The sequence below is a fragment of the [Rhizobium] kunmingense genome (assembly GCF_977018605.1).
Window position 1 is genome coordinate 403,380 of record NZ_CDRNXG010000002.1, and the last position, 20,187, is coordinate 423,566.

Below are 20,187 nucleotides of genomic sequence, written 5' to 3' on the forward strand. Positions count from 1 at the left end.
AGATGCTCAACGTCAAGATCGACACATCAGAGACGGTGAGGCTGCAGACCTTCAAGACGGCATTCCGTTCGGTCGCTATCTTCTATGCCCGCCCGTCTTCGGATGTCGTGCTTTATTCCGGCATTCCCGACGAGATCGTCGAATCTCTGGAAGCCGATGATGTAGAGCATCTTGCCCACCGCATCGGGCTGGAGGTCATTCGCCACGGCGAACGCGAATGCCGCGAGGGCAATTTCGACTGCCCCGCGATCGTCATGTTGGAAGGCGGCGGCGTGCTGCCGCTTCTGGAGCGGACGGAGGCTGGCGACTACAGAACCGAAGTCGGCGCTGATGCCGGGCCGGATACCGTCTTCAGTTTTCAGGACATTGCGGCACTGCGGCCGAAATTCGGCTTTGCCTTCACGCTGTTCTACCAGAACGCATCGGAAGACAGTGTTGTCGGCACCGCTGCCGAAATCGAGCGACGGCACTGGCTGCTACGGGCGCTGGTGCCCTATTGGCGCACCTATCTGCGCGTCATCATGGCGGCATTCTTCATCAACGTGATTGCGCTGGCATCGCCGCTTTTCACCATGAATGTCTATGACCGCGTCCTGCCCAACAAGGCATTCCCGACGCTTTGGGTTCTCGCGGTCGGTATAACGCTCGCCTATACGTTCGATCTTCTTCTGAAGACGGCCAGGGCTGCCCTGATCGACCATGCCGGGCGCAATGCAGATCTTCGCCTGTCGCAGATGATCTTCGACAAGGTGCTGAATTCCACCATGGCCTCGCGTCCGATGTCGACCGGCGAGTATGCCAACCGGGTGACGCAATACGAATTCGTACGGGAGTTTTTCACCTCCAATACGGTCGGCCTGATGATCGATACGGCCTTCGTCTTCATCTTCCTGATCGTCATTTATCTGATTGCCGGCTGGCTGGTGGTCATTCCGGCCGTGGCGCTTCTGCTGTCGGTTCTTATCGGCCTGCACGCTCAGGCCATGATCGGCCAGAAGATGGCGGCGGCGACCAATGAAGCGTCGCGCCGGCAGGCACTCCTGATCGAGACGATCTCGACGATCGAGACGGTCAAGAGCCTGCGTGCCGAGGCCGGCATGCTGCGCCGCTGGCAGGAGCTGATGAAGCTTTCCAGTCGCACCAGCGAGGATATCAAGCACGTTTCCGCAAACGCGGTGAATTACACCGCGTTCGTGCAGCAGATGGTTGCCGTGCTGATCGTGATCGCCGGCACATACGAGTTTTCCGAGGGGCGCCTTGCCATGGGTGCGATCATCGCGACGGTGATGCTTTCCAGCCGCGCAGGGGCGCCGCTCGGGCAGATCGCCATGGCGCTGGCGCGTTTCCGCCAGGCGATGATGTCGCTGCGCATTCTCGACAAGGTGATGGAACAGCCGGAAGACCGGCCCTCGACCGTCGGCTTCGTCAATCGCCAGATCCGTCATGGCGGCTTTGCGCTCCAGGATGTGTCTTTCGCCTATCCGGGCTCGGACTATGCCGTGATCAACAAGATGTCGATTGCGGTCGCTCCGGGCGAACGTGTCGGCATCATTGGCCGTATCGGTTCCGGCAAGACGACGCTCGGGCGTCTGCTCGACGGTCTCTATCTGCCGTCCGAAGGCCGGGTGATGATCGATGGCGTCGATATCCGCCAATACCACATGGCCGAAGTCCGTTCCGCCGTGGCGATTGCCGGCCAGTCGTCGGACCTGTTTTCAGGTACGGTCAAGGAGAACCTTCTGATCGGCAAGCCGGATGCGAGCGACGAGGAGTTGCTGGAGGTCGCGAAAATGACCGGTGTCGAGGATTTCGTCGCCAACCATCCGCGCGGTTTCGACATGCCGGTGGGTGAGCGCGGCAGCAATCTTTCGAGCGGCCAGAAACAGGCGCTGGCGATCGCCCGACTGCTTCTGACAAAGCCGAAGATCGTCTTCCTTGACGAGCCGTCCGGTGCGATGGACCTGGCAAGCGAGCGGCATCTGCTCAACAGGCTTTCCACGGCCTTCAGCCGCGAGACGACGCTGGTCATCGCCACGCACCGGTTCAGCATGCTGGATCTGGTCGACCGCCTCGTCGTGGTGGACAAGGGGCGCATCGTTGCCGATGGCCCCAAGGCTCAGGTGATAGCCGCGATGCAGGGAAAAGGGGCAGCGCAATGAACGGCACTGTTCACGACAACCCGCCCTTCTTTGCACGAATACTGGTGTTCCTCGTCGGTGCCTGCATCCTCACATTCGTCGCCTGGGCCGCCTATGCGGAGATCGACGAGATCGCGCGCGGAGACGGTAAGGTCATTCCGGTGTCGAAGACGCAGATCGTGCAGTCTTCGGAAGCCGGCGTTGTTCAGGATATCGCCGTTCAACTCGGACAGGTGGTGCGCAAGGGCGATCTGATCGTCCAGCTCAACAACACGACGACGGAATCGACGCTGGGTGAGGTGGTTGCCAAGGCGCGCGCACTGGGAGCCAAGATCAACCGCCTCGAACTTGAGGAAAGGGGCGATTACAGCCACGATTACCACTGCCCTCAGGATGTGATGGCGGTGGCGCAGAGCGTCTGCGAGAACGAGACGCGGCTGTTTTCTGCCAACAAGGCGGCCTATGAGAATAAGCTCGGGGTTCTGGAGGAGCGGGTCAAGCAGCGCCAGAACGAGATGAGTGAGGCAAACGCCAATATCGATCGCCTGGTACAGAACATCGCCGCCTCCAGCCGCCAGCACGACCTTTACGGCCCCTTGGCGAAAAGGGGGTTGGTGGCGCAAACGCAGTTGCTGGAGGTGGAAAGCCAGCTGACCGACCAGGAAGGCCAGTTGCGGGTTTATCGCGAAAGCATGGACCGGTTGCGCGGCGCCGTCGAGGAAGCGCGGCTGCAGGTCAGCGAAATCTCGCTTGCGCTGCGCCAGCAGGCACTGACCGACAAGGCGCAGGCCCTGGCGGAACTGTCGGTGATCGACGAGACGATCCGTGGCGCATCCGACCGCGTCAAACGCACCGATATCCGGTCTCCCGTCGATGGCATCGTCAATACGCTCGAAGTCAATACGCTCGGTGCCTATGTCGATCCCGGCCGGGTGGTGGCGGGCATCGTGCCGACGGCAGATACGCTGCTGATCGAGGCGCGTATCTCGCCACGCGATGTTGCCTTCGTGCGCCGCGGCCAGAAGGCGATCGTCAAGGTCACGGCCTACGATTTCGCCATTTTCGGCGGCCTCGACGGTGAGGTCACCAATGTTTCCGCCGACAGTATCGTCGAGAAGGAAAAGGGCGAGACCTATTACGTCGTGCAGGTGAAGACCGACAAGTCGGCGCTGGACCGTAACGGAATCTCCTACCCGATCATTCCGGGCATGATTGCCTCGGCCGAGATCATGACCGGCCGCAAGACCGTATTGAGCTACCTGATGAAGCCGATCAATCGCGCGCGCTCCGAAGCGCTGAGCGAAAGGTGAGGGGAGAAAGCATGAAGCCGGAGAATGTAGCGCCTTCGCTCGAACCCATCGGCGATGCCCTGCCCATGATCGACCAGGCTGAGGTCGAGCCGCGCTTTCGTGCCGTCGTTGCCCGAAACGGCGAGCGGCGCGGTATCCGGCTGGAGCAGATCTATTGGGAAGGCCTGAGCCGCATGTCGGCGGCCGGCAAGGTGACGACCGGCGATCTGGTGGAATATACCGCCGTGCAACTGCCGCAACCGGGCAATCTTACATCGTTGCTGCGCGTCCTGAGCCTGAAATGGGCGCTCGGCCGGCTGGCTTCCGTGGAAGACATATCCTCCATGGATAATCTCAATGCGCTGGTGCAGGCTTCGCCTTCACCGACGGTGGTTCTGACGCGGGACAAGCGCATCCACCTGTTCAACGAGGCGTTTCTTTCCATGCTGCGCCAAAGGCTGATCATCGACGAGTATGCGCAGCTGATGAAGACCCTGAAATTCTCGGTCGACACCCATATCGACGACGCCATGGAAACGCTTCAGGCCAAGCGCGGCAAGACCCTGAATACGGGCTTTTCCATCTCCTGCGGCAAGCAGAGTATTACGGGCCAGATCAACCTGGCACTCGCGCCGGCGCATGAGAGACCGATGTTGATCGGCTATATTTCCCGGTTCTGAAAACAGCTCTACATTGCGGAACGCCACGCCGGCAGGAACGTAGATGGCCGGCTGTTCGGTTTCCGGCTCTCCGTGCAACGACGCCTGTCTTCGTATCGCGAAATTGCTGTCGCTCTCTGATGTGGCGTACTTCCGAACGCAAAACCGCGGCGCTGTTTTTCTGGACTGCTCGCCTCAGTTCACGCCCGCGCCGGGAGCGACCTTGTCCAGCGAGGTGATGGCGCTGGCGATCTGTTTCTGGCGCTGCGAGCCGTGCAGGAAGCCTTTGCCGCCGCGGATCGAATAGAGGGCGACATATTCGGGGATCTGGCTGTCCTGCAGAACCTGGTTGCGGACATTGTCGAGAATGAAGTGACGGCCGGATACTTCTACCGAAAGGACGGCATGGTAGAGGCCGCGCTTCTGGTCGAACAGTGCGATGATGCTCATGGCGGCCGGATCGACGCCCTGGGCGCGCAGCGCTGCCATTTTCAGGATGGCGAAATCCTCGCAGTCACCCTGACCGCGCGCCAGCGTCTCGCTCGGCGTGCTCCAGTGATCGGCCACGCCGTTGGTTTCCATGTCGGATCGGTAGGTGATCGCCTTGTTGATGGCGGCATTGACGGCGTTGAGCTTGTCGCGCAGCGACGCCTGCGAGGCGCCGGTCATGGCCACATTCATGGCGATGCCTTTTTCCATCTCCGCAAGCGAAGGCGCCAGCTTTTTCAGGGCCGGAAGGCGCTTGAACGGTACGGCGACCGTATCGAAGGCACCGGCGGACGGTGCCTTGAGGGCGCCGGACGGAATGCCGGTGGGGCGGCTATCCGGCTTGAGCGCCACCGGAGTTATGGCGGTGGTGTACTTCTGAGCTGCCGAACCGGTCCCGTTTGCTGCGGCGATGGCAAGATCGACCGATAAAGTGGCGACGGAGGCAAAGGCTGCAAAAGGCTGCGGTAGATAGGTTGCGACGGCTTCCACAACAGCTGCCACCTTCGGGGCTGCCAGCGTCGATACTTGTGGTTGATTTGCGTATGCTTGCTGGGAACTAAATGAAAGCGCTGCTGTGAAAGCAATGAATGCAACTTTATTGTTCTTATTATGAAGCATTTCGATCTCTCCTTGCACGGAAAGACTATCAATCGCCTCTGAATTTCTGGTTCGTGAGGATGGATACTTAGTATTGAATTTGCGAGCGAAAAATTTCGTAAAATTTTCGGTATTTATATGATCGCTTGTTAAGTCGTTTTGCCTGCGTTAGCATGCATGAGTTGCAAGACAGAAAGCCATGCCGGTCCAATACAGATGCATTTCTCAAGCTTCTCGTTTCTCGTTACCGGACCGCGCCTTGCGATATCACGGTCGCTCCCGTTCGTTTTGGTTGGTCGTGTTCTCAAGGTTGGCGCGATGCTTGCCGGGATCGCGGCGCTTGCTTCCTGCGAGGCCGAGACGATCGGCGCAAGGATGGCCAATGACAAGGCGCTAAAGCCACCACCATCATTGGTGGAGGAGACTTTCGGGCGAGGATCGCATGAGATCACGCTGCTGATGGCAAAGTCGCAAAGCGGTTATTACGAGGGGGCGTCCAGAGATATTCGTGACGGAGCCGCACTGGCGGTCCGTGAACTGGACGAAGCCGCGATGATGCAGATCAAGGTGGTAGATGTGGCTTCCGGGGCGACCTCCGCGCCCGGCGTGGTTTCGGCGGCCAACGGCCGCGGTTCGGGCCTGCTCGTTTCGTTCCTGCCGCAGGCCAGCACATCGGCCGTCGCTGCGGTCGCGGCGGATCAGCGGCCTGTGTTGATCAATCTGGCTGCGCCCGTTTCCGGGCCGAAGCTATTCAATTTCAGCTTCGATGAGCTTTCGAGCGCCGTTGGCGGCGTACGCCACGCGATTGGCGCCGGGCAGAAGGCGATCGCGGTTCTGGTCCCGGCAAGCTTGTCGGCATCCGACGAGGCCGAGTTGAAAGCTGCCATTGCCCAGGCGGGCGGCTCGGTGACAGGTGTGATCCGTTACCAGGCGGGAGATGGCATGGATCGTATGGTTCGCAGCAAGCCCATGCTCGATGCCGCCAAGGCGGCCTTGGTCATGGGCGATGGCAATGGTGTTGGTGGTGCGCTCAAGCTTCTGCGTGCCTCAGCGCCTTCGCTGCAGGTGGTTGGTACCAGCCATTGGCCTTACAGTCTCTATGCCGACCCGTCGGCTGCCGGTGCGATCGTCGCCACGGCAGATCCGGAAGCGATGCGCGTGATCGGTGCGCGATACGAGGCTGCCAACAAGCGGCCGTTCTCCATCAATGCGGCGCTCGGTTACGACAGTATCGCCATCACCGTCGGCATCGCCAGAAGCGCCGGAGCGGTGGCGATCACGCCGGAAGCACTGACCAGCAAGACGGGGTTTCGCGGTGTGACCGGGCTGTTCCGCCTGTCGGCGAATGGGCGGGTGGAGCGCCGGCTTGGCCTCTACAAGGTAACCGGCGGGCGACTGGCGCCGGTCGAGGCCGGTGCCGAAAGTTTTTGATATCGGATTTCTTTAACTAGGCTCCGGTCTTAACCGAAGGGCGCCTGACGTGCCGGCTTGGGCAGAGTGAGCCGACAAGGCCTGTTACGCTGAAATCCGGAGCTGCCGGAAACTCTCATCCTGTCCGTCCTCCGCGCGTGGGATGCGGAGAAAAGAAAGGTCACCCTTCGCTCCCTTGAGCGAGCATCACCTTGGCGCGATTGCGGCCGGCATGCTTCGCCTCGTACAGCAACTTATCCGCCCGGCGGTACAGCTCCGCGAAGCCCATTTCGGTGTCAGCCGGAGCATCCGTCATGCCCATACTGGCGGTCACGCTTCGCCCGAGGCCCTGGACTGCACCTGCGACGGCACCGGGGATTGCCTGGCGCAGGCGCTCGGCCTTCAGTCGCACGTCGTCGCCGCGCAGCAGAAGAACGAACTCCTCGCCGCCGAGGCGAAATGCATGAACCTGCGGGTCCGCCTTCAAGACGTCGGCCACGGCCTTCAGCACCAAATCCCCGACGATATGACCGTAGACGTCGTTGATCGACTTGAAATGGTCGAGATCGAGCACCGCGAGGGCCGTAAACCCATCCGCGCGGTATTTCTCGAAATACTGATCGATTGCCCGCCGATTGAACAGGCCGGTCAGCGTGTCGCGCTCGGATACGTGCTTGTGGGCATCCGCTTCGAAACGTGCCTGGTCTCTCTGGCGCCTGAGCGACATGAAGCGATCGGCAACGCCGAGCGTGGTGAACAAAACCTCGCAGACGCAGCCTATATAGAAAAGCAGCATCGCATCATTGCTTTCCAGCCAAGGCACGACGCCGGTCACGAGGCGGATCAATCCGGCCATGACGACCGGCACATACCCTATGGCCTGAAATTTTGCGGCGCGGCTGCCCCGGCGCAGCGCATCGGCAAGCGAGGCGACGAAGATCACAAGGATCGGCGCAAAGGCCGCCGTGTAGACCGTCGACTGGACCGGCCGGGCCACATACGGGAACACCGCGTGAAAGGTGCTTAGAAACATCGCCCAGAGCGCGGAGTAGAGCAGCGCCCGCCGAAGAACGGGATGCATGCGGTCCGGCTCGACGAAACTGTGGGTGAACATCGCACCCGAGGCAACGGTGAGGCCGAAAATCACCGTCGTCATCCAGCTCAGCGTCATCGCCGGCGGATCGAAAAGCACAACGGCCAATCCCGAGGATACGAGGATGGTCAGCAGCAGCGATACCGTTAGCGCCGAATGCCAGAACACGAATGGCTCACGCAGAATCCGGTAGAAGGCCGCGTTGAAGATGAGCGGCATGCACAACATGCCGGCAAGGAGGGCGAGGAGCAGCAGTGAACGGACGAAGTCCTGGTCGAGGGCGATGTCGGAGGTCGCGAGGTACGCGCGTTCCAGTGTCATTCGATGGCTCGGCAGATCGAGCGCAACGACGACCTGCCGGGTCTCACTGTTGATCTCGGGAAGTGCGGCCTTGAAATATCCGCCACGCAGAGAGCTTTGCAGGTCGCCCGATGCAAACGACGTCTGGCGCACCGCGCCGCTCTCGTCGATTGCCAGCAGATGCACCGCCTCAAGAGCGCTTCGCCTCGACAGGATGTAGCGTGGCGGCGGGACATGGGGATCTATCTCGAAACGCAGCAGAACCCGCGCGCCTTCAAGCGAATAGTCTTCACTTCCGCAGGTCCAGACTTCGGGAGATCTTGCGATCCTCACCAACTCATCCGCGAGGTTGCTGGATGCCCAGCAGGAGCTGTGTACTTGCCTTGCCGCCGACGCATCAATGGGGGCGGCACCAACGGATGCCACCATCACGAAACTCAACAAGATCGCCGCGAGCGATTTTCGGAGACCGGCCCAGAACATGTTGGGACGCTATAAGGCAAATATTGCAATGCGGTTACGCCGGGATGGCAGCGGGTGAAGGGGTTGGGAAAAACCAGCGGTTCGGTTTGCCGACACGAAAGCCGTGTTGCCGCTACCCTCGCATGATCGCGACCGGCGAGACGGTGTCTGCCATCCCAAGCGCGGGGAATGCAGCGATCTGGCCGTTATTCGGCTAGATGTCCGTCAGAGGCGTGCATGCCAACTTCCCCGATGAGGGACGCTCAGCGCCAAAGATGCGTCTGGTGTTCGAGAATGTGATCGACGCCGCTCTGAATGTGCCGCCTCACACAATCCTTCGCCGCTGCGATATCTTTCCTCAGGGCGAGTTCGAACAGCAACTGGTGATCGACGACGACGGCCTGTCCGCGAAAGCTCTCGGCAAGCATGTGATAGCGCAGGAAGCGGTCGAAGACGGAAGACAGGTTTTGCATCAGCGTCGCCGAATTGCAGGCGGAAACGATGGCCTGATGGAATTCCCAATCGTAGCGGACCCAATCGATGGTGCGCGATTTATCGCCCGCGAGGAGCTTTCGCTCCACTGCGGCCAGCCGGTGGTGGGCCGCAACGATCCGTCCTTCCCACTCCAGATCGCCTGCCGCGAAGGCAAGGCCGATCGCATGGCATTCCAGTACGATGCGCAGGTCGGCAAGTTCCATCAGTTCCTGCCGTGAAACAGGGCTGACCTCGAAGCCGCGCTGTCCTTCGGCCACCACCAGATTTTCCGCCGTCAGCCGGTAAAGGATTTCCCGCAGCGAGGATACGCTGATCGAATAGCGCTGCCTGGCCTGTTCCAGTTTGATCTTCGTCGCTGGCGGCAGCACGCCGAGGATGATGTCCTCGCGCAATTGCCGGAATACCGTTTCGCTGACGCTGTCGCCGGAGTTTTGCGATGGCGGCATTCCGGATTGAACTGGTGGCTGGTGTTTCATGCTTGCGACAGCGGCTTTCTGGTGAGCGCGTGTTCCACGCCACCCTGGATATGTCGTTCGAGCACGTCCATGGCGAGTTTCTGATCCCGTCTCATCGCGGCGTCCAGAAGGTCCTGATGTTCGTTGGCGGCGACATCGCCGCGGTAGGAAAGCGCGACCATCTGGTAGCGAAGATACTTGTCGAACACGACGGAGTGCGTGTCCATCAGCAGTTTGGAGCCGCAGGCGGAAATCAGCGCCTGATGGAATTCCCAGTCATAACGCTTCCAGTCTTCTGCCCGCGTGGTATCGCCGCTGGCCATGATCTGTTCCATCCGGGCCAGCTTGTAGTGAGCCGAAACCAGTCTCGCTTCCCAGTCGACGCCGCCATTCTCGAAGGACTGGGCCAGTGCATGGGTTTCGAGAAGCAGGCGCAGTTCCGCCGTTTCCTTGAGGTCCGCCACCGAAATGGCCGCCACTTCGAAACCGCGCTGCCCCTCCGCCGTCACAAGCCCCTCCGAGGAAAGCCGGTTGAGGATTTCACGCAGCGTGCTGACGCTGGTCGTGTAGCCGTCCTTGAGTTTTTCGAGCTTGAGTTTCTGGCCGGGATACAGCCTTCCGAAAATGATGTCGGCCCTGATCCGCTGATAGGTGCTTTCGGCAACCGTTTCGATGGGTGTTTCCATAAGCATCAGCATATCTCGGGCATTTCTTTTATCCTCATATAATCGTGAACGCCTCGGCTTCTCAAATGTTATCGTCGCTCAGGTGACAAAAAGCACTGGATGCCTGCCTAAAGTCTCGGAACGCCCTCCGGCCGAAGGGCCTTTCTGAGTGCGGCAATGCGGAAAATGGCATTGGCCGCGCCATACCCGCGATAGCCGCTGCGCTGTACGATCTCGAAGAAAAAGCCCTCTCCGAAGGTCGAGCTGTAGAGCTGGAAGTATTCGCCGTGATCGTCGCGGTCATAGAGGATGTTGTCGGCCTTCAATCGTTCGGTGAGATCCGGGTCGAGGCCCAGACGCGCTTCGAGGTCGCCGTAGTAGTTGGATGATATCGCCAGCGTCTGGAAACCGTTGGTGCGCAACGCTGCCGCTGTTGCGAAGATATCATCCGTCTGAAAAGCGATGTGCTGTACACTGGAGCCGAATTTTTCGGCGATGAAATGGCCGGCCAGCGTGCGGCGGTTTTCGGCTCCATTGAGGGTTATCCGCAGACTGCCCGATGCATTCTCAACCACTTGGCTGCGCACGACACCGGCGGGGTCGATAATATCGACCATCGGTGTTTTGTGGGTCTCGAAGATCGAATTGTAGAAAAGCAGCCAGGTCAGCATCTCGTCATAGGCAACGGTCTGAGCCACATGATCGACATGCCGCAAACGTGTGGGCGCGATATCGGCGCCGTCGGTCACCGGTCTGAAATCGATCTCGGCGAAACGCCCGAGTTCGCTGTGGTCGTCGATCAGGTAGATCAGCCCGCCACCGACGCCGCGGATGGCCGGGATCTCGATCTCGCCGGCTGCGACCGGCTGGATGAAGGGCTCCGCACCCAATGCGGTCGCCCGCGCAAAGGCCTTGCGGGCATCATCCACCTTAAGCGCCACCGCATAGGCGGATGTTCCATGCACGGCGAAGGAAGCATTGGCGAAGCCCTGCTCATCGGTATTGACGAGCAGCCGGATGTCTCCCTGCTCGAAGATCGACACTTTCTTGCTGCAGTGAACGGCGGTCCGGCGAAAACCGAGCGTGCGAAGAATGGCCGAGAGATTTTCGGCATCGGTTTCGTCGGCAGAGAATTCGACGAAACCGACACCATGGACGGCGGCGCGCTCCGGCATGTCCGGCACCGTCAACGTCGTCGCATCGGGGCTGCGGCGCACCTGATCGCCCAGATAGATCAGCGAACGATGCCCATCCGCGGCAATGGCTTTCGGGGAGCCGCCGCGAAACTGGTCGTTGAATATTTCCAGGGATAGATAGCCGTCGTAACCGGTTGCGGCCACCGCCGCTGTGAATTCGGCAACGGGCAGATCGCCTTCGCCCGGCATGTTGCGGAAATGCCGTGACCAGTAAAGCAGGTCCATGTCGATAAGCGGCGCATCGGCCATCTGGACGATGAAGATCTTGTCCTTCGGGATGGAGCGGATCGAATTTATGTCGATCTTGCGTGACAGGGTGTGAAAGCTGTCGAGGATGATGCCGATATTGGCATGATCGGCGCGGCGAACGATCTCCCATGCATCGCGGTGATCGTTGATATGGCGTCCCCACGCCAACGCTTCATAGCCCACCTTGAGGCCGCGTTTGGCGGCGCGCTCTCCGAGTTCGTGAAAATCCGCAGCCGCCCGGTCTATCCCGCCAAGCGCTGCGGGCGAGACATTGGAGCAGACCAGCACCAGATCGGTGCCGAGTTGCTGCATGATGTCGAACTTTCGTTCTGCGCGATCGAAAGTCCGGCTTCGGAGAGGCTCGGGCATTCCCTCGAAATCACGGAAGGGCTGGAAAAGGGTGATCTCCAGCCCGTGGTCGCGCACCATGCGTCCGACATCGGCCGGGCTTCCATCGAACGTGAGGAAGTCGTTTTCGAAGATTTCCACCCCGTCGAAACCTGCGGCCGCGATGGCCGCCAGCTTTTCCGGAAATTCTCCGCTTATCGAAACCGTGGCGATGGACGTCTTCATGGCGCTCTCCTCACACGCTCCTCCCGAGCCTCTTTAGCATATATTATAACCACAATTTGGTGAGCAAACAAAAAACATCATAGATTTTTAAAAAACTATGTTGATGCGGGGTCGATCTCATGGCAACTTGCCGATTGTCAGCTGGAGGAAGCTGGCATGCCGCATTAGGTCTTTGGAGGAGGATCACATGTTCAATTTCGTATTGAAGCGCCGTAAAATGTTGCTGGGAAGCCTTGCGCTTGCCGCCACCGCAGTGCTGGCACAGCCAGCTGCAGCCATTACACCGGATGAAATCAAGGCCAGAGGCAAGATCATCGTCGGCATCCAGGGTGACAATCCGCCCTGGGGCTTTGTCACCAGCGCCGGCAAGCAGGATGGTTTCGATGCGGAAATGGGCACTCTTTTTGCCAAGGAGCTTGGTGTCGAGGTCGAATTCGTGCCGCTGGAAGTCAATAACCGCATCCCGGCGCTGACCTCCGGTCGCGTCGATATCCTTTTCGCAACGATGGCGATGTTGCCGGACCGCGCCAAGGCGGTGCAGTTCAGCCAGCCTTATAACGCCAACGCCATCGTGCTCATCGGGCCGAAGGACAAGTCGATCAAGTCCAACGAGGACATGGCAGGCCTGACGATCAGCGTTGCCAAGGGTGCGGCTCAGGATACGCAGGTCACCAAGAACGCGCCGTCCACTGCGACGATCCGGCGTTATGATGGCGATGCGGCAAGCGTTCAGGCGCTCGCATCCGGCCAGGTCGATGCGCTCGGCGGCAACATCTTCTACCTCGATCGTGTCGAGAAGGCGGTTCCGGGAAAATACGAGAACAAGCTCGAATTCCAGAAGCTCTATAACGGTGCCTGCACCCGCCTGGGCGAGAAGGAACTCAATGCGGCGGTGAATGCCTTCATCGACAAGATCAAGGCCAATGGCGAGCTGAAGACGATCTACGACAAGTGGATGAAGGTGCCTGTTCCGGAATTCCCGACGAGCCTCGAAGGCATTTCGTTCACCGCGGGTTGATCCGAACCTTTTCGCGATGTCTGCACGTTCCGGCGTGCTGACACACGCCTTCCCAGTGCCGGTGCCGGGCTGATGCCCTGGTGCCGGTGCCGCTGGAGCATGTCCCCATGAGCAAGCCAATCTTCATTCTCAACGGCCCCAATCTCAACCTTCTTGGCGAGCGGGAGCCGGAAATCTACGGCACGACGACCCTCGCCGATATTCGCGCATCATGCGAGGCGAAGGCGGGCGGGCTGGGCCTTTCGATTGATTTCCGTCAGACCAATTTCGAGGGCGAGTTGGTGGAAAGCGTCCATCAGGCCCGCAGCGATGCCTGCGGCATCATTATCAATCCGGCCGGCTATACCTTCACCTCCATCGCGCTTCTCGATGCGCTCAAGATGTTCGATGGGCCCAAGATCGAGCTGCATATCTCCAACGTCCATGCGCGCGAGAGCATCTACCACAACTCTTTGATCTCGCGCACCGCGAGCGGCATCATGATCGGCTTCGGCGCCCGCGGCTATGAACTCGCCATCGAGGCGATGGCCGGCATGATCAAGCAGTCCTGAGGTCGTCGCAAGGGAACGCCATGAATTACACACTGGACTTCACCCCCGTCATCGACGGACTGCCGAGCCTGCTTGCGGCCTGTCTAGGCACGTTCACGCTGGCCATCTGCGGGATGCTGCTCGCCACCGTCATCGGCATCGTCGGTGTGATCCTGCGCCAGTCGCCCTACGCGGCGCTGCGCTGGCTGGTGATCGGCTTCGTCGAACTGATCCGCAACACGCCCTTCCTGGTGCAGATATTCTTTATCTATTTCGCACTGCCTCTGGCCGGAATCAGGCTCGATCCCACACCGACGGCTATCATTGCGCTCGGCATCAATGGCGGCGCCTATGCGATCGAGATCATCCGCGGCGGCGTGCAGTCGATTTCCAAGGGGCAGATGGAGGCGGGGCTGGCGCTCGGCCTGCACAAGGCAGAGGTGTTCCGGCTGATCATCCTGAAGCCGGCGCTCCGGGCGATCTATCCGTCGCTGACCAGCCAGTTCGTGCTTCTGACGCTGTCGACCAGCATTGCCTCGGCAATCTCGGCCTATGAGCTGACATCGGTGTCGCAACGGATCGAATCCGACAGTTTTCGCAGCTTCGAGGTCTATTTCACCGTGACGGCGTTCTACCTCGTCATCTCCTGGGTGATGATGCGCATCTTCGCGCTCTTTTCCGCCCGCTATTTCAGCTATCCGGTGAAGTGAGGACATCCCCATGGGTCGCGAGGAATTCGTCTTTCTTCTCATCGGTCTGAAATGGACCGTCGCTCTGTCTGCCGTTGCCTTCGTCTGCGGCTCGGTCGCGGGACTTGTCGTGGCGCTGGCACGCACATCCGGCATCGCCATCGTCGATCGCATGACGGCCTTCTACATCGCCGTCTTTCAGGGCACGCCGCTGCTGATGCAGCTCTTCGTCGTCTATTACGGGCTGGCGCTGATCGGCATCCGGATGGATGCCTGGGCGGCGGTCTCGGTGGGCCTTACCCTGCATGCCAGCGCCTATCTCGGTGAAATCTGGCGCGGCTCGATCGAGGCCGTGCCGCGGGGCCAGACGGAGGCCGCCAAGGCCCTGGCGCTGGGCTATGTCTCACGCATGAAGGATGTGGTCCTGCCGCAGGCGATCCGTATCTCGCTGCCGGCGACAATCGGCTTCCTGGTGCAGCTGATCAAGGGGACTTCGCTTGCCTCGATCGTCGGCTTCACCGAGCTCACCCGTGCCGGCAACATCATCTCCAACCAGATTTTCCAGCCGATCACCGTCTTCGGCATCGTCGGAGCCCTCTATTTCATCATGTGCTGCCCGCTGACCATCTGGGGCGCACATCTGGAACGCCGCTTTGCCGCCGCGATGCGCTGACGATGTGGCGCATCAGGACAACAGAACAGACCATTTCGGAGCTTCACCCATGACAGAGACCACCAACCGGGCCGCCAGTCGGGCAGACAGCCGGGAACCGATGATCAGCATGTCCGGCGTCGGCAAGTGGTACGGTGCTTTCCAGGCGCTGCACGATGTAGATATCACCGTTTCCAAGGGCGAGCGGATCGTGCTGTGCGGGCCTTCGGGCAGCGGCAAGTCGACACTGATCCGCTGCATCAACCACCTGGAAGCCTATCAGAAAGGGGAGATCCATGTCGGCGGTCTCCTGCTCGGCCACTCGCCGAAGACGATCGATGCGGTGCGCCGCGAGGTCGGCATGGTTTTTCAGCAGTTCAACCTCTTCCCGCATCTCACGGTACTGCAGAACTGCATGCTGGCGCCGATGAGGGCGCTCGGCCTTTCCAGGGCCGAAGCGGAAGATCGGGCAAGGACGCTGCTCGAACGGGTGAAGATCTCCGAACAGGCGGATAAATATCCGGCACAGCTTTCCGGTGGCCAGCAGCAACGCGTGGCGATTGCGCGGGCACTGTGCATGCGTCCGAAGGTGATGCTGTTCGACGAGCCGACCTCGGCGCTGGACCCGGAAATGGTCAAGGAAGTGCTCGATACGATGATCGGGCTGGCGGAAGAGGGCATGACCATGATCTGCGTGACCCACGAAATGGGCTTTGCCCGGCAGGTCGCCGACCGGGTGATCTTCATGGCCAGCGGCGCGATTGTCGAGGAGGCGCCGCCATCCGAATTCTTCTCCAACCCCCGCCACGAGCGCACCCGCAAATTCCTGGGTGAAATCCTCGGGCACTAGCGGGCTTACAGGGAAACGCCGATGATCAACGGCAATACGAAACTCATCGCCCATCTCGGGTATCCGACGCATTCGTTCAAGGCGCCGCTGATCTACAATCCGTATTTCGAGAAGAACGGCATCGATGCGGTCGTGGTGCCGATGGGGTGCCGGCCGGAAGACTATCAGTCCTTTCTCAAACTCGTGTTCAAGCTTTCGAATATCCATGGCGCGCTGATCACCATGCCGCACAAGATATCCACGATGGCGCTGCTTGGCGAAGTTTCCAAGAATGCGCAGGTGGCCGGGGCATGCAACGCGGTGCGCCTGAAGGCGGACGGCACGTTGCTCGGCGACATGTTCGACGGCGAGGGGTTCGTGCGTGGTGTTTTGCGGCGGGGGCGTCGGATCGAGAGCGGCCGGGCGATCATGGCTGGCGCAGGTGGCGTCGGATCGGCGATCGCCGCCTCGCTTGCCAAGGCGGGCATCGACGAGCTGGCGCTATCCGATGCGTCGGCATCGATGATGGAAGGGTTGGCCGCGCGGTTGCGACTTCACTACCCGGCGCTCAAGGTTGAAACAGGCATTTCCGATCCGGCCGGTTACGACATTGTCATCAACGCCACGCCGCTTGGCATGAATGACGGCGATCCGCTGCCGTTCGACGTCACGCGCATCGCACCGTCCGCCTTTGTCGGTGAGGTCGTGCTCAGCAAGGAGATAACGCCTTTCCTCGCCGCGGCGCGTGCTCTCGGGTGCCAGTATCAGGTCGGCACGGACATGCTGTTCGAGCAGATCCCGGCCTATCTGGAATTCTTCGGCCTGCCGACGACGAGTGCGGAGGATCTCCGCTCGGTCGCCCGGCTTTGATGGAGGGCAAGATGAGCGCATCGCCCCTCAGAATAGCGCTGCTCGGTGCCGGCCTGATCGGTCGCGAGCATGCGCAGTTACTGTCTCGAACGCCCGGTGCGGATCTTGTCGCGATTGCCGACCCGTCGGACGCGGCAAGAGCCGTGGCTGACGCGTATGCGGCGCGATATTTTGCCGACTTCCGGACGATGCTCGACGCGGTAAAGCCGGAGGGTGCGATCATCGCCCTGCCGAATGCCCTTCATGCGGATGCGGCAATTGCCTGCGTCGAGCGCGGCATTCCCTGCCTGGTGGAAAAGCCAGTGGCCGACACGCTGGATGCGGCGATGCGGATCGTCGAAACATCGGAGCGCGCTAATGTCGCGGTGCTGGTCGGTCATCAGCGACGGCACAGTCCGGACATCGCCAAGGCGCGCGACATGATTACGGCGGGTGCGCTCGGCCGTCTGGTGGCGGTCAATGCCATGTGGATGGCGGACAAGCCGGAGAGCTATTTCGATGCGGCCTGGCGCAGGCAACCGGGTGGCGGGCCGTTGCTGATCAACCTCATCCACGACATAGACTGCCTGCGTTTCATCTGCGGCGAGATCGACGAGGTGATGGCATTTACCTCCAATGCGGTGCGGGGCTTCGAGGTGGAGGATACGGCGAGCATCGGCATTCGCTTCGCATCGGGTGCACTCGGCACGATGTTGATGAGCGACGTGGCCGTTTCTCCGTACAACTGGGATACGGCCGCGGGGCAGGCGCTCTATTTCCCCCACCAGCCCGAAAACGCCTATGTCTTTTCCGGCACCCGTGCGGCGCTGGCGCTGCCGATGATGGACCTGTGGCAACACGAGACGGGTGATGGGCACTGGCAGGAGCCGTTTTTGAAGCGGCATGTCACGCTCGACGGCAGCCGTGCCTATGACAATCAGCTCGCCCATTTCATCGACGTTATCGCCAATGGAGCAAAGCCGCTCGTCTCAGCTCGCGACGGAATGATGACGCTGGCGACTATCGAGGCCATAGTCCGGTCGGCGCGGGAACGGCGGCCCGTTCGTCCCTGACGCTTGCCGGTCACGGGGTGTCGGACGCGCCGAGCTGTTCGATCTGCGCAAGAAGCTCCTGGCCGAGACGGAGTGCCGAGGCCGTCGCCATCAGCATCTGGGGCAGGATCAGCCACTCGAGTGTCCAGGCGGAGCCCGACCGCTCCTGTTCGTGTACGAGGGATTGGTTGAGGCCGGAGACCTGTACGGCGTTGAAACGTGCGAGCGTTACCAGCGTTTCGGCAGCAACGGGGTTCTGCTTGTGCGCCATCGCCGACGACGTTCCGCCGCCGGCGAGCCCAATCTCGCTACCGGCCTGCGCCATCAGGGCGATATCCTGTCCCATCTTGCCTAGCGCGCCGGTGACGAGCGAGAGCCAGTGGCCGATGTTGACGACAGGTTCGCGCTGGCTCTGCCACTGGCGACGATCCGCCAGTGCAAGTTCGAGCGCAAGTGCCGCGCGAACCTGATCGGCTGCGCTGCCGAGCCGGTCGAGCGATCCTGCCGCACCGCCGAACTGAAGCGGCAGTTCGATGCGGCCGAGCGCGTGGCTGTGCCTGAGCAGCGGATCGCGCCAGGCATGCAACCGGTCAGATACGGTGATCGGGATGGCGGCCTGCATGCGCGTATAGGCCATCAGCATTCTCTTGCCGAAGGCGTGGTCCAGCATGTCCAGAGTGGCAATGATACCGTCGATCCGGCCGGCAAGAAGCGGCAGTATCGCCTTCAGTCTCAGCATCAGTGCGGTATCGATGGCATCCTGGCTGGTTGCGCCGAAATGCAAATGCTGGGCCTCGTCACCGTCGATGGCCTGCCGCAACTGTCTGATCAGTTCCGGCACGACGACGGAATCGCTGGCGACCGCTGCCTTTAATCGTGGCATGTCCGGTGCGAAACGACGGCAGACATCGGTGATACGTTCGGCAGATCTTGCCGGGATGAGGCCTGCTTTCGCTTGCGACCTTGCCAACGCGGCCTCAAAGGCAAGCATGGCGGTAATATCGGCCTTCGCCGACAGATGTTCTGCGACCTCTTCATCACCGAGAAGGCCTGACAGGAAGGGGTGCTCGAATGCGGAAAAGGCCATCGGTTGTCCAGGTGCTGAGCTCATGGAATTCGGATCGCAGCGACGCATCAGATATCCAGGAATACGGTCTCCTTCGGTCCCTGGAGGTGAATGTCGATCGTATAGCTATCGCCGTCGCGCTGCGCGATCATGGTGTCGACACGCGCTCGATGCTCGATGCGCAACAGCAGCGGATCGGCCGCGTTGGCCTCGGTCTCGTCGGAAAAATAGGCGCGGGTATGCAGTCCGATATTGATGCCGCGGGCGACGATCCAGAGCGTGATATGGGGCGCCATCCAGCGCCCGTCCTTGTAGGGTACGCGGCCGGGTTTGATCGTGTCGAAATGGAAGAACCCGTCTTCAGCGCTGGTTGGACAGCGGCCCCAACCGGTAAAATTGGCATCCGCCGTGCCGCGCAGTTCGGACGGGCTGTTGTGAAAACCGGCGCTGTCTGCCTGCCAGATCTCCACCATGGCGTCGCGCAGTACGGTATCGGCTCCATCGAAGATACGGCCTCGCAGGGCAATCCGCTCGCCGAGCGTCTTGTCGTTGACCATCGTGGTGCCGAGATCGGTCTCGTAGACGCCGCCGATGTCACAGAAATTAGGCGTCAGGCCGATATGCACGTAAGGCCCGGCCGTTTGCGAAGGCGTTTCCTTCAAGCGACGAAGATCCTGCACCATCAATTTCCCTCCAGCCGGTTTTCGAACAGCGTAGAACGGCGACCGCGCAGGACGATGTCGAATTTGAAGGCGCGGGCATCCATGGGGATCGTCTGTCCCCAGTCTAGCGGCGCAATCAGCTGTTCGATCGCGGCGCGATCGGGGATCGTCTGGACGATTGGACACTTCCAGATCATCGGGTCGCCTTCGAAATACATCTGGGTAATCAGCCGCTGCGCAAAGCCATGGCCGAAAACCGAGAAATGGATGTGGGCAGGGCGCCAGTCATTGACCCCGTTCGGCCAGGGATAGGGACCGGGCTTCACCGTCCTGAAGGCGTAATGCCCGCCATCGTCCGTAATCGTGCGGCCGCAGCCGCCGAAATTGGGATCGATCGCCGCCAGATAGGTTTCCTTCTTGTGGCGATAGCGGCCACCGGCATTGGCCTGCCAGAATTCCAGAAGCGCGCCACGCACCGGCCTGGCATTTTCATCGAGCACCTGGCCATGCACGATGATGCGCTCGCCGATCGCGCTTTCGCCGGGACGGGCGTAATTGTGGATCAGATCATCATCGAGTTCGCCGATCATCGAATGGCCGAAGACTGGGCCGGTGATCTCCGAGATTGTTCCGTCGAGAGATAGAAGCGGGCGCTGCGGCGAGCGCAGGATCGATGTCTTGTAGTCCGGCGTCAGTGGCGGGGCGTGCCAGCCGCGGTCACGCGCGAGGAATGCGCCGCTCTCCGGGCGCTGGTTGGAATGGGTGGGCAT

General features: G+C 60.8%; 19 protein-coding genes. 11 read left to right on the forward strand and 8 right to left on the reverse strand.

Translation table 11 applies throughout. The features are described 5' to 3' along the window. The first annotated feature begins 2 nt into the window (after positions 1-2). The 3 genes from AC0JZ4_RS20175 to AC0JZ4_RS20185 are packed head-to-tail and all read left to right on the forward strand — an operon-like array spanning position 3 to position 4,107. The gene (locus AC0JZ4_RS20175; protein ID WP_471888286.1) at positions 3-2,159 is read left to right on the forward strand and encodes a type I secretion system permease/ATPase; all 2,157 of its coding nucleotides are present in this window, start codon (positions 3-5) and stop codon (positions 2,157-2,159) included. Next, positions 2,156-3,448 (forward strand): HlyD family type I secretion periplasmic adaptor subunit, encoded by a 1,293-nt coding sequence (locus tag AC0JZ4_RS20180; RefSeq protein WP_471888287.1) that lies wholly within the window; start codon positions 2,156-2,158, stop codon positions 3,446-3,448. The genes AC0JZ4_RS20175 and AC0JZ4_RS20180 overlap by 4 nt, the downstream gene beginning before the upstream one ends. An 11-nt stretch (positions 3,449-3,459) precedes the next feature. Next, complete coding sequence (locus tag AC0JZ4_RS20185; RefSeq protein ID WP_471888288.1) at positions 3,460-4,107, forward strand: ribbon-helix-helix domain-containing protein; 648 nt, start codon at positions 3,460-3,462, stop codon at positions 4,105-4,107. 174 nt (positions 4,108-4,281) lie between these two features. Here the strand turns inward: AC0JZ4_RS20185 and AC0JZ4_RS20190 are convergent, their stop codons facing one another. Beyond that, positions 4,282-5,076 (reverse strand): transglutaminase-like cysteine peptidase, encoded by a 795-nt coding sequence (locus AC0JZ4_RS20190; RefSeq protein WP_471888289.1) that lies wholly within the window; start codon positions 5,074-5,076, stop codon positions 4,282-4,284. A gap of 414 nt (positions 5,077-5,490) precedes the next feature. Here AC0JZ4_RS20190 and AC0JZ4_RS20195 point away from each other — a divergent pair, with 414 nt between their 5' ends. Next, complete coding sequence (locus AC0JZ4_RS20195; RefSeq protein WP_471888290.1) at positions 5,491-6,603, forward strand: type 1 periplasmic-binding domain-containing protein; 1,113 nt, start codon at positions 5,491-5,493, stop codon at positions 6,601-6,603. Positions 6,604-6,763: 160 nt separating this feature from the next. Here AC0JZ4_RS20195 and AC0JZ4_RS20200 read toward each other — a convergent pair whose 3' ends face one another. From AC0JZ4_RS20200 to AC0JZ4_RS20215, 4 genes are all read right to left on the reverse strand, one after another. Further along, complete coding sequence (locus AC0JZ4_RS20200) at positions 6,764-8,308, reverse strand: GGDEF domain-containing protein (RefSeq protein ID WP_471888291.1); 1,545 nt, start codon at positions 8,306-8,308, stop codon at positions 6,764-6,766. A gap of 392 nt (positions 8,309-8,700) precedes the next feature. Then, positions 8,701-9,378, reverse strand: a complete 678-nt coding sequence (locus tag AC0JZ4_RS20205) for a GntR family transcriptional regulator (RefSeq protein ID WP_471888292.1) — start codon at positions 9,376-9,378, stop codon at positions 8,701-8,703. Between the two features lie 26 nt (positions 9,379-9,404). Next, complete coding sequence (locus AC0JZ4_RS20210) at positions 9,405-10,079, reverse strand: GntR family transcriptional regulator (RefSeq protein WP_471888293.1); 675 nt, start codon at positions 10,077-10,079, stop codon at positions 9,405-9,407. A 101-nt stretch (positions 10,080-10,180) separates the two neighbouring features. Then, entirely contained in the window at positions 10,181-12,070 is a 1,890-nt protein-coding gene (locus AC0JZ4_RS20215) for a bifunctional sugar phosphate isomerase/epimerase/4-hydroxyphenylpyruvate dioxygenase family protein (RefSeq protein WP_471888294.1), read from the reverse strand. 187 nt (positions 12,071-12,257) lie between these two features. Between AC0JZ4_RS20215 and AC0JZ4_RS20220 the strand changes: the two genes are divergently transcribed. The 7 genes from AC0JZ4_RS20220 to AC0JZ4_RS20250 all read left to right on the forward strand — a co-directional run bounded on the left by AC0JZ4_RS20220 (position 12,258) and on the right by AC0JZ4_RS20250 (position 17,710). Then, positions 12,258-13,088 carry a transporter substrate-binding domain-containing protein gene (locus AC0JZ4_RS20220; RefSeq protein ID WP_471888295.1) on the forward strand — a complete coding sequence of 277 codons (831 nt, stop codon included), beginning with the start codon at positions 12,258-12,260 and terminating at the stop codon, positions 13,086-13,088. Between the two features lie 107 nt (positions 13,089-13,195). Further along, positions 13,196-13,639, forward strand: coding sequence for a type II 3-dehydroquinate dehydratase (locus tag AC0JZ4_RS20225; RefSeq protein WP_471888296.1), 444 nt, complete (start codon positions 13,196-13,198; stop codon positions 13,637-13,639). 20 nt (positions 13,640-13,659) lie between these two features. Continuing rightward, complete coding sequence (locus AC0JZ4_RS20230) at positions 13,660-14,328, forward strand: amino acid ABC transporter permease (protein WP_471888297.1); 669 nt, start codon at positions 13,660-13,662, stop codon at positions 14,326-14,328. Positions 14,329-14,338: 10 nt separating this feature from the next. Next, positions 14,339-14,980, forward strand: a complete 642-nt coding sequence (locus tag AC0JZ4_RS20235) for an amino acid ABC transporter permease (RefSeq protein WP_471888298.1) — start codon at positions 14,339-14,341, stop codon at positions 14,978-14,980. A 100-nt stretch (positions 14,981-15,080) separates the two neighbouring features. Next, positions 15,081-15,809, forward strand: coding sequence for an amino acid ABC transporter ATP-binding protein (locus AC0JZ4_RS20240; RefSeq protein ID WP_471889044.1), 729 nt, complete (start codon positions 15,081-15,083; stop codon positions 15,807-15,809). A gap of 21 nt (positions 15,810-15,830) precedes the next feature. Beyond that, a complete protein-coding gene (locus tag AC0JZ4_RS20245) occupies positions 15,831-16,658 on the forward strand; it encodes a shikimate dehydrogenase family protein (RefSeq protein ID WP_471888299.1) in 828 nt (275 codons plus the stop codon). Between the two features lie 11 nt (positions 16,659-16,669). Beyond that, entirely contained in the window at positions 16,670-17,710 is a 1,041-nt protein-coding gene (locus AC0JZ4_RS20250; RefSeq protein WP_471888300.1) for a Gfo/Idh/MocA family protein, read from the forward strand. A 10-nt stretch (positions 17,711-17,720) separates the two neighbouring features. Here the strand turns inward: AC0JZ4_RS20250 and AC0JZ4_RS20255 are convergent, their stop codons facing one another. The 3 genes from AC0JZ4_RS20255 to pcaH are packed head-to-tail and all read right to left on the reverse strand — an operon-like array spanning position 17,721 to position 20,187. Continuing rightward, a complete protein-coding gene (locus tag AC0JZ4_RS20255; protein ID WP_471888301.1) occupies positions 17,721-18,776 on the reverse strand; it encodes a 3-carboxy-cis,cis-muconate cycloisomerase in 1,056 nt (351 codons plus the stop codon). Between the two features lie 47 nt (positions 18,777-18,823). Further along, positions 18,824-19,435 carry a protocatechuate 3,4-dioxygenase subunit alpha gene (pcaG, locus tag AC0JZ4_RS20260; protein ID WP_471889045.1) on the reverse strand — a complete coding sequence of 204 codons (612 nt, stop codon included), beginning with the start codon at positions 19,433-19,435 and terminating at the stop codon, positions 18,824-18,826. 2 nt (positions 19,436-19,437) lie between these two features. After that, positions 19,438-20,187 (reverse strand): protocatechuate 3,4-dioxygenase subunit beta, encoded by a 750-nt coding sequence (gene pcaH / locus AC0JZ4_RS20265; RefSeq protein WP_471888302.1) that lies wholly within the window; start codon positions 20,185-20,187, stop codon positions 19,438-19,440.